Source organism: Rheinheimera sp., from assembly GCF_020217005.1.
Lineage (GTDB): Bacteria > Pseudomonadota > Gammaproteobacteria > Enterobacterales > Alteromonadaceae > Pararheinheimera.
Genome location: NZ_JAIWOI010000062.1, coordinates 1 through 10000, shown reverse-complemented (window position 1 = coordinate 10000; position 10000 = coordinate 1). Strand labels below are relative to the sequence as shown.

Here is a 10000-nt window from a genome sequence, read left to right as displayed (position 1 = left end):
CACGGTTGCGCTCACCACCAGACAATTCACCGATAAACTTCTGCTGATCGTTGCCTTTAAAGTTAAAACGACCAACATAAGCGCGGCTTGGAATTTGGAAGTTACCAATTTGCAGAATATCCTGACCGTTGGAGATTTCCTGCCAAACGGTATTTTTTGGGTTCATGCTGTCGCGGAACTGCTCGACGCTGGCGATCTGAACTGTTTCACCGACTTCAATAGTGCCGGCATCGGCTTGTTCCGAACCTGTGATCATCTTAAACAGGGTGGATTTACCCGCACCGTTTGGACCGATAATGCCTACGATGGCACCTTTTGGAATGCTGAAGCTTAAGTCGTCAATCAGCACGCGATCGCCAAAGGTTTTACGCAGGTTTTTCACTTCCAGCACTTTGTCGCCTAAACGTGGTCCTGGCGGAATAAACAGCTCGTTGGTTTCATTACGTTTCTGGAAGTCCTGGCTTTGCAGTTCTTCAAAACGCGCCATACGGGCTTTACTCTTGGCATGGCGGCCTTTTGGATTGGTACGAACCCACTCGAGTTCTTGCTTGATAGAGCGCTGACGGGCGTTTTCGCTGCGTTCTTCCTGCTCAAGACGGGCATCTTTTTGCTCTAACCATGAAGAGTAGTTACCTTCCCACGGAATACCTTCACCGCGGTCCAGCTCTAAAATCCAGCCCGCAACGTTATCGAGGAAATAACGGTCGTGGGTAATGGCCACTACAGTGCCAGTGTAATCGTGCAGGAAACGTTCTAACCAGGCCACAGATTCAGCGTCTAAGTGGTTAGTAGGTTCGTCCAGCAGCAACATATCTGGTTTTTCTAACAATAAACGGCAAATAGCCACACGGCGGCGTTCACCACCAGATAAGTGTTTAACCAGCGCATCCCATGGCGGCAGACGCAGCGCATCGGCAGCACGGTCCAGGATATTGTCCAGGTTATGACCATCTTTGGCCTGAATAATGGCCTCCAGCTCACCTTGCTCACGAGCTAAAGCGTCAAAGTCGGCATTTTCTTCGGCATAAGCGGCATACACCTGGTCCAGACGGGTTAAGGCGTTTTTCACATCTGAGACTGCTTCTTCAACTACCTGACGTACTGTCTTTTCCGGATCCAGTTCTGGTTCCTGCGGCAGGTAGCCAATATTAATACCAGATAAAGCCCGGGCTTCACCGTCAAACTCTTTGTCAACGCCAGCCATAATGCGCAGAAGGCTGGACTTACCTGAGCCGTTTAAACCCAAAACACCAATTTTTGCACCAGGGAAAAACGACAGCGAAATGTCTTTTAAAATAGTGCGCTTGGGCGGCACTACTTTCGACATGCGGTACATGCTGTAAATATACTGAGCCATAAGAGTCACTCATCTTGTTGGTTAGAATGCGGCAATTGTACGTTATTTTTAAAAAACAGGGGAACAGCGCCGGACAGGAATGGGGATTTTAATTCGTTTTTACTCTGGTTTTCTGCTCTAATAGCGGCAATTAAATTAATACTTACTTCAAAGGTGGTTGCCATGGGCGAATATTCACATGATCCGGTGTTTCAAAATTTTATTGCTGAAGCCAAAACTCATGGTGTGGTTTGGACTTTAGCCAACGGCGAAGATTTGCTGGTGGTCGAGTCTGTTGATTTTGAAGACACAGACGTGATGCCATTCTGGTCGAATCAGGAAGCGGCACAGCTGCACTGCTCTGACGAATGGTCTGACTATAAACCTGAAGCTATTCCGCTGGATGTGTTCTGCGAAGGTTGGTTACAAGAGATGTACGACGACGGCGTGTTAATTGGTACCAACTGGGATGAATCCTTAAATGGCCCTGAAGTTGAGCCTCGTGAAATTCTGGAAGCTTTGGCGTTAGTGCAATAAATTTAATGTCAGATATTCACTGAGAAGGCGACGTTAGTCGCCTTTTTTATATCTGGAATTTATTTTTAACCCACTAATAAAAAAGGCAACAAAACTGTTGCCTTTTTTGACTTCACATTGACAAACCCAGGGAGATGAATTTGCCGATGTCTGAGACTAGTTAGAACTTATAACTTGCCTGTAAGTAGCCTAAACGGCCGATATTGTCATAAATGGCTGAACCGGCACCAGTACCAATTGTACTACCTGGTAAACGACGGTTAAACAGGTTATCGATACCTAAGCGCAGTGCAACGCCATTTTCAAACGCATAACGTAAAGAAGCGTCAGTGACTGCATAGCTGCCATAACGCATCTCACTGTTAGGGTTAGGGTTCGCGGCTAATTGTGTTGGATCATACAGCTCTACACCATCAATATAGCGGGTGCTCCATTTGGCTGTCCAAGCCTCATAGGTGTAGTCAATCGACAGATTTAACTGCAGATTTTCATCACCTAACACACCCACATAGTTGGTGTTATTTTCTGGTTCATCCTGGAATGGATAAGCTCTGGCTTCGATCAGCTTAGTACCGATTAACGCGGTATTGAAGCGACCACCTAAAGCGTCAAAATCGTAACCAATTTCAAAGTCCACACCAGAGTTCAGGCTGCGGGAAATGTTTAACGCAAAGCTCTTAATCAGTGTGATTTCAGAGGTTGCCGGATCACGGGTGATTAAAGCACAGAACTGGTTGTTGATACCTGAAGGTGAGTCTACACAACGGTCAATAATGGTCTGCTCATCGATACTGCTAATGGTATCTTCAATATCAATTTCCCAGTAATCCACGGTAAAGGTTAAACCTTCAACCCATTGTGGCTGATATACAACACCAGCTGTCACTGAACGTGATTCTTCTGGTCTCAGATCCGGGTTACCACCAGCCAGAGTTTCCAGAGTGGCTGCATCATAGTTAGAATCAAAATCAGCAGGCACACCTAAAGCAGCACAGTTTGCAGCGCGGATAGCACGGCCTTCAGGATCTAACAAATCCAGCTCTGATTTTTTACACACGTCATCAACGTTTGCAAAAGACTGACTTTGACCAGAGAACAACTCATCAATATTCGGAGCACGGATAGCTGAAGACAAGGTAAAGCGCGCACGCACTTCATCTGTCATTGTCCAATCCAGACCCAATTTCCAGCTGGTTGCGTTGCCTATAGTTGAGTAGTCTGCGGCACGAACTGCAGAATCAAGTACCAAATCCTGAATTAAGAACATATCAGACAATAAAGGAACCGATAACTCGGCATAAGCTTCGGTAACGTCATACTTACCATCTGTTTCGCCTAAAGCGTTAAAGAAAGTCGCGCCAGTGGCGGCAAAATCGTCTTCTTCGGTCACGCTTTTCTCTTCGCGGTATTCCACACCACCGGCAAAACCTACCCAACCAGCAGGTAATTCATAAATGCTGGAGTTAGAGAAGTTAGCCGTAACAACAGACTGGTTGATTTCGGACGTACCAATTGATGTGGTATTAATGTAGTCACGAGCTTCTTTGCTCATGGCTTCACGACCCATAATATTGGCTGCCACACAACCTTCGGCGCGGGCTTCAGCACTACGACACACTATATTGCCATTGGCATCACGAATGGCGTCGATTGCGTTGTAGTAGTTAGCAATAATGGTATTAGCACCGTTTATACGTTCAATGTCTGACTTACCGTGTACGAAGGAGAAATCACCTCTCCAGTTTTCACTGATATCACCTTCTAAACCCAGCACAAAACGTGTGGTTTCGCGGGTGTTTTCTTCCAGGCGACGGCCGCCGTCATTGTACATACGGTTGATACCTATAGTATCAATACCGCGGGCGTCCATGGCTGCAGCTAACTCTGGAGAAACAAAAGGGTTGTCTCTGGTAATGTAGTTATCAACGTAGAAGCGGAAGAACGGTTGACCAATATTTTCACCTTCGCTTTTTACGTACTTGGCGTCAAAGTAACCTGACCACTTGTCACTGAAGTCATAGTTAGCTTTTACATTGTAGTTAATACGGGAAAATTTCGGCTGAATTTCATTGTACTGGTTTAAGTTAAAAAACTCACACTCAGGGCCGGCACAGAACTGACCATCGTCGATTGGGCCAGTGTAAATTTGACGGAATGAACTGTCAGGGTTAAAAGTACCCATGATGTCACCCGTGTAAGCATCCCAGGCCACACCAGCATCATTAATGATGTAGTAGCCTGCATTAGGTAGCCTGATACGGTCTGGATAAGCTTCACTGTTAACTTGATCTGCCGGACGAGGCTTACCCATTGCTATCGCATAAGGGATGCTGGCATAAGAAGTGGCTGTCCATGGGTTGTCCAACGCATTTAATGAATCCTGCGCGTTGTATTCAACCGCAAATGCTGCGTTACCGCGGCCTTCATCAAAGTCTGCACCGTAAGAGAAACTGTATTTCTCGTTATTGTACGGATTGTTGTCAGCAAAACCACGAGTCGCGCTTACGTCTAAACCTGTTACGTCTTTTTTCAGTTTAAAGTTCACTACGCCTGTAACAGCGTCGGCACCATAGACCGCGGAGGCACCACCAGTGATAATTTCCACTGATTCGATCCAAGCGCTTGGGATAGTGTTGGTGTCAACCGAACTAGTGCCTGGCGCACTTGATACGTGACGTTTGCCGTCAACCAGCACTAAAGTACGATCAGTACCCATGCCACGTAAGTCGAGGGTACTGATACCAGCAGTACCTATAAAACGGCCGGAGTTTGCCAGCGTGTATGTGGTAGCAAGAGCTGGTAGTTTAGTCAGTACTTCACCGATGTTCATTGCGCCTGTTTCAACTAAATCGGCGCCGGAGATGACTGTAACAGGTGACGGAGCTATTGCGCCTTCACGCAAAATACGTGAACCCGTCACGTTGATTCTTTCCACTGATTTTGCTTCTGCGTCATTTGACTCTTCTTGGGCAAAAGCCGAAGTGGACATTGAGGCGACACTTGCAGCTCCGAACAGCAGAGCTAAGCGGACCGATTGTGTAATTTTATTGTTAGTATGCATCCATGGATTCCCTTTTCTAATAATGTTTTTGTAACCATCTTGTGAGAAGATTTTTCATTTTCTTTTCAATAGATAGGTCTTTTGACAATATACACCTCAAACTTTAGTTCAAGGTATTTGCGATAAATAGCATAAATGTTGCGCCTTGTGAATTAGTGTAAACAGTATTCACTTTGTTATTTCTATGTTTTTATAATTAAATCAATTATTTAATGTTTGTGTGGTTAATTTCGGTTGGTGTAAAGAGCACTTTCCGTTAGTGAGATGTAACAAATTATTTCTCGCTGACAACTGGTCTGCTGCACTGTACTATTCGTAAGACTTGCTATGGTTATTTTTATCAGTGTTAACACATAGTTGATAACTTAAAAAGCTGTTCTGGTACAGGGCAGCGTCATGGCCCTATATCGATCTGCTAAAGGTCGCAACGGCGTTGCCGGGCACGCGCCTGAACCTTGGTATAACTGGAGAATGAATATGAAGTCACTTTTTACCGCGTCGCTATTGATGGTGCTTACCGCCCCGGCATTTGCTGATAGTTGTGGCGAAATATTGGGGCATTCGTTACCGCAATTACGCAAAAAAGAAACTATAGATCTGTGTGAAGCTTATAAAGGCAAGACTTTACTGATAGTTAATACTGCGAGTAAATGTGGTTTTACACCACAATTTAAGTCTTTGCAGGCTTTGTATGAAACTTATAAAGACAAAGGCTTAGTGGTATTAGGCTTCCCGTCAGATGATTTTATGCAAGAACATGATGATGCAGAGAAAACAGCCGAAGTTTGCTATATCAACTATGGTGTCACCTTTCCTATGTTTGCGACCAGCGCAGTGCGTGGTGATGATGTAAATCCGGTCTTCAAAGCTCTTATCGCCAAAACAGGTGAAAAACCATCGTGGAACTTCAATAAGTATCTGGTTAGCAAGGACGAACAACAGGTGAAACATTTTGGCAGCAAGGTTTCACCTGATGATGCGACTTTCGTTGCAGAAGTCGAGGCTTTACTTAACGCTAAGTAAAGGTCAACTCCTGCCTTTAAGAAGCCAGCCGATGCTGGCTTTTTTTATGCAACTGAGCCTTGGCTTGCTTATTCTTTTTATGAAGGTTAATATTTCTTTTGGTTATTTACTGTTTGGTTTTTTATGTCTGCGCTGGTACTAATTTCGGCCTTAATTATCGGCGTAAGCGTGGGGTTATTAGGCTCCGGCGGCTCTATCCTGACGGTGCCTGTATTAGTCCACTTAGTTCAATTGCCAGAGAAAGTAGCCATAGTCTCTTCGTTAGGGGTGGTTGCTCAAATCAGCTTTATCGCCTTGTTGCCGTATCTGTGGCGCCGTCATCTCGACTTCGGTTTGTTTAAACGTTTTGCAGTACCGGCTTTTGTTGGCACTTTGCTGGGGGTTGCCTTAGCTCAATGGCTACATGCTTCAGTACAATTGCTGATCCTGGCGGTATTGATGTTAGGCAGTGCCGCCAATATGTGGCGCAAGACGATTTGGCAGTGGAAAATTAACTCCTCTTTGTTATTAGCGGTGTTGGCCATGAGTCTTGGCCTGTTAACTGGTTTAGTTGGAGTCGGCGGTGGTTTTTTAATAGTGCCTTTGTTGTTGGCTGTGACCGCTATTTCTATGTCGGCAGCTATCGCCTGCAGTTTGGCGCTGATTTTTTTGCAAAGCAGTACGGGCTTCATCAGTCATTACTGGTTGATGTCGCTGCAAGATCAAGAATTACCTTTGGCGTTGATCTTTTGGTTGGGATTCATTGGCGCTTGTGGCAGCTTGCTTGGAATTGTGTTGTCCGCCTACATACCACAATTGTGGGTGCGTAAACTATTTTCAGTCTTGTTAATAGGCACCTCGGTATCATTGCTCTGGCCTTTGGTGCGCTGACTAGATCAGCGCGACTTCAGTTTGACGGCTGAAAACCTTCATCTATTTCTATGGCCTGATGCGTTGCTGCAATCCGAGCTAACTCGTCGCAGCGTTCATTTTCAGGATGCCCGGCGTGGCCTTTGACCCAATGCCAGTTCACTTGGTGTCCCTGACAAGCGGCGTCTAAGCGTCGCCACAAATCCTGATTTTTCACTGGCTCCTTCTGACTGGTTTTCCAGTTGTTTTTTTTCCAATTGGCCAGCCATTGGGTAATACCTAGTCTGACATATTGACTGTCGGTGGTTAAATCTACTTCACAAGGTTGCTTCAGGCTTTCCAGGCCAACGATGGCCGCCAACAACTCCATCCGGTTATTAGTGGTTTTTTGATAGCCAGCAGACATTTCTTTTTGGTGTTGTTGGTAGCGTAATACTACACCGTAGCCTCCTGGTCCCGGGTTTCCAAGACAAGATCCGTCTGTATATATAGCTACTGTTTTACGCATCGACGCTTCCCACAACTGAAATCGGCGTATAATCTAACGTAAAAGCGCTAAGAACACGAATCAGAATGCTGAAAAGACAGATAGTACTGGATACAGAAACCACGGGTCTAAATCCTCAGGAAGGCCATCGCATTATTGAAATTGGCTGTGTAGAGCTTATTAATCGCCGGCTGACGGGTAATAATTTTCATATTTACTTGCAACCAGACAGGTTGATTGACCAGGAAGCAATAGCGGTTCATGGCATTACCAATGAGTTTTTAATTGGTAAACCGCGTTTTGCCGATATAGCTCAACAATTTTGTCAATATATAGCTGGTGCGGAGCTGGTGATCCATAACGCAGCATTTGACGTGGGTTTTATTAACCACGAATTTAATTTGCTGCGTCCGGCGCTCGCTCCTGTCACTGATATTTGCGGTGTGCTGGACACCTTAAAGATGGCGCGTGAAGCGCACCCAGGACAGAAAAATAATTTGGATGCGTTGTGCCGTCGTTACGACATTAATAATAGTCACCGTACCTTGCACGGCGCTTTATTGGATGCGGAAATACTGGCAGACGTTTATCTGGCGATGACAGGGGGACAGGTCAGCCTAAATTTAGCGAACGATGAGCAAGCGGCAGCTCAGCAGAATGTGGTCGTAGGGCAACTTAAACGTACCAGTCGTTTACCTGTAGTTTTTGCCTCTGATACTGAATTACAGTTGCACGAACAACGATTAGATCTGGTGCAAAAAAAAGGAGGGAGTTGTTTGTGGCGAAATTAATTCATTTACTGCTGTTCTGTTTTAGCCTGCAACTTTTAGCGCAGGGTACTGCCACAACAACTGAAGCTCAAGCTGTTACTGAGGATCCAACAGGCTTAAGTCTGTTGCCGGATTTACCTGCCAAAAATCAAATCCCATTGTTTGATAATAGATTCCGCATCGACTACGAAGTGCAGGAAATCACCATGGTGTTTTTCCGTAAGCGCGGTTCGCCGTCAGTCATTCTGGTCAAGCCTGACGGCAGTAAAATTAACGTTGTCAGTGCCTCAGATCAGGACGTTGAGTGGTTTGATGACAAGACTTACGATCTGATTAAGATTAAAAACCCAACTCCAGGCCCCTGGCAGGCTTTAGGCCAGATCTTGCCTGAGAGTAAAATTATGGTACTGACTGATATTGAGTTGAAAGTAGACCCTTTGCCTGATCATTTGATGGTTGGGGAAATTATCAAAGTGACAGCAACTTTGACTAATGGTGGCAAAGCTATAGTTGCTAAAGATTTCCGCGATTTACTGCGCCTTGATGTGTTATTTATCAGTAGTAATAATGCCGAATATGAAAATTTTGGTGCCGGTGTCATTGAACTGACAACGCTGGCTGATGATGGCCGGAATTTTGATGAAAAACCCAGAGATGGAATTTTTACCGGTGAGTTCAGATTGGAAATGAAGCCGGGCCAATGGCAACCTAAATTTGTTGTCAAAACGCCGCTATACACCCGCGAAGTTATACAAGAGCCCGTGATTCTGAATAAAAGTCCAATAAGCTATGAAATTGCCCAGGCAACAAAAGCAGAAGAGCTGCATTGGCTGACCTTTAAGGTGACAGATCCTATGATTAACCCTCAATCTGTGGCATTGCAGGGGAAGATTCGGTTTCCTAACAATGAAATTCAAAGTTTTACTTTGGGAGAAAGTGCTGAGGCAGATAAGAAACTGAAAATTGTGAATTACGCCAGTGGCACTTATAAGGTTGAGAGTACTCTCTTTGCTCAGACTGTAACAGGTCGTAACGTAGTCATTACCTTACCAGTAGCTTCTTTTGTTGCCGAAGTGATAGAACCAGAGCCAGCTACTCCTGAAGTAACCGCGACAGCAGATCCTGCAGTGAAAACCGAGGCAGCCAAAGTTGATACAACAACACCTCCGCCGGCAGCCGTCGTGGAAGAAGATAAACCTTTTCCTTGGCTCTTGGTCATTTTGAGTAACGTCATTATTCTGGGTGGGGGTGGTTTTGCTATTTGGATGGTGGTAACAGATCGCTCTCTTAAAACACTGTTTTCGAAAAAGCAGCAAAGCATGCCCATGGATACAATAGCGATGCCTGGTGCTTCTGAGGCTAAAATGAGCGGAGCAGGGCAAAAAAACAGCAAGTCGAACGACATTCTGGAACTTTCTTTACCGGATGATTAAGGAATAAACAAAAGCGGCAAAAAAGTCGTTGACGGCCCTCTGCCTAATCCGTATTATTCCCGCCGCACGACAGCATACCCAATTGAAAATGCTGAAGTGTATTGGCGCGGAGCGGTAGTTCAGTCGGTTAGAATACCGGCCTGTCACGCCGGGGGTCGCGGGTTCGAGTCCCGTCCGCTCCGCCAATTTAATAAATGCTTCTTCGGAGCGGTAGTTCAGTCGGTTAGAATACCGGCCTGTCACGCCGGGGGTCGCGGGTTCGAGTCCCGTCCGCTCCGCCACTAAGCATTTAGCGTTTGCCTGATTCCGGAGCGGTAGTTCAGTCGGTTAGAATACCGGCCTGTCACGCCGGGGGTCGCGGGTTCGAGTCCCGTCCGCTCCGCCAATTCAGCAAACAAGCCTCTAGAGCAAAAGCTCACTCCAGCGCGGAGCGGTAGTTCAGTCGGTTAGAATACCGGCCTGTCACGCCGGGGGTCGCGGGTTCGAGTCCCGTCCGCTCCGCCA

Annotated in this window: 8 protein-coding genes and 4 tRNA genes; 9 read left to right on the top strand and 3 right to left on the bottom strand. The window is 45.9% G+C overall.

Annotated features, from left to right (window positions below; translation table 11 throughout):
* Positions 1-1357, bottom strand: a 1357-nt coding sequence (ettA, locus tag LDL40_RS03100; protein ID WP_300993627.1) for an energy-dependent translational throttle protein EttA, incomplete at its 3' end; no start/stop codon positions are given.
* 162 nt (positions 1358-1519) lie between these two features.
* Between ettA and LDL40_RS03095 the strand changes: the two genes are divergently transcribed.
* Positions 1520-1873, top strand: coding sequence for a DUF2750 domain-containing protein (locus LDL40_RS03095; RefSeq protein ID WP_300993626.1), 354 nt, complete (start codon positions 1520-1522; stop codon positions 1871-1873).
* 160 nt (positions 1874-2033) lie between these two features.
* Here LDL40_RS03095 and LDL40_RS03090 read toward each other — a convergent pair whose 3' ends face one another.
* The gene (locus LDL40_RS03090; protein WP_300993624.1) at positions 2034-4934 is read right to left on the bottom strand and encodes a TonB-dependent receptor; all 2901 of its coding nucleotides are present in this window, start codon (positions 4932-4934) and stop codon (positions 2034-2036) included.
* Positions 4935-5411: 477 nt separating this feature from the next.
* On the opposite strand from LDL40_RS03090, the gene LDL40_RS03085 reads away from it, so the two are divergent.
* Together LDL40_RS03085 and LDL40_RS03080 are read left to right on the top strand one after the other, a co-directional pair.
* Positions 5412-5957 (top strand): glutathione peroxidase, encoded by a 546-nt coding sequence (locus LDL40_RS03085; protein ID WP_300993623.1) that lies wholly within the window; start codon positions 5412-5414, stop codon positions 5955-5957.
* A gap of 123 nt (positions 5958-6080) precedes the next feature.
* On the top strand, positions 6081-6827 hold the full coding sequence (locus tag LDL40_RS03080) for a sulfite exporter TauE/SafE family protein (RefSeq protein WP_300993622.1): 747 nt from the start codon (positions 6081-6083) through the stop codon (positions 6825-6827).
* A 16-nt stretch (positions 6828-6843) separates the two neighbouring features.
* On the opposite strand, the gene rnhA is transcribed toward LDL40_RS03080, so the two are convergent.
* Positions 6844-7314 (bottom strand): ribonuclease HI, encoded by a 471-nt coding sequence (gene rnhA / locus LDL40_RS03075; RefSeq protein WP_300993621.1) that lies wholly within the window; start codon positions 7312-7314, stop codon positions 6844-6846.
* 65 nt (positions 7315-7379) lie between these two features.
* On the opposite strand from rnhA, the gene dnaQ reads away from it, so the two are divergent.
* The 6 genes from dnaQ (at position 7380) to LDL40_RS03045 (ending at position 10000) form a co-directional block, all read left to right on the top strand.
* On the top strand, positions 7380-8084 hold the full coding sequence (gene dnaQ, locus LDL40_RS03070; protein ID WP_300993620.1) for a DNA polymerase III subunit epsilon: 705 nt from the start codon (positions 7380-7382) through the stop codon (positions 8082-8084).
* The gene (locus tag LDL40_RS03065) at positions 8072-9496 is read left to right on the top strand and encodes a TIGR03503 family protein (RefSeq protein ID WP_300993619.1); all 1425 of its coding nucleotides are present in this window, start codon (positions 8072-8074) and stop codon (positions 9494-9496) included. The genes dnaQ and LDL40_RS03065 overlap by 13 nt, the downstream gene beginning before the upstream one ends.
* Before the next feature lie 108 nt (positions 9497-9604).
* Positions 9605-9681, top strand: a tRNA-Asp gene (locus LDL40_RS03060).
* Positions 9682-9700: 19 nt separating this feature from the next.
* Positions 9701-9777, top strand: a tRNA-Asp gene (locus tag LDL40_RS03055).
* 27 nt (positions 9778-9804) lie between these two features.
* Positions 9805-9881, top strand: a tRNA-Asp gene (locus tag LDL40_RS03050).
* A 42-nt stretch (positions 9882-9923) separates the two neighbouring features.
* Positions 9924-10000: transfer RNA gene (locus LDL40_RS03045), tRNA-Asp, on the top strand.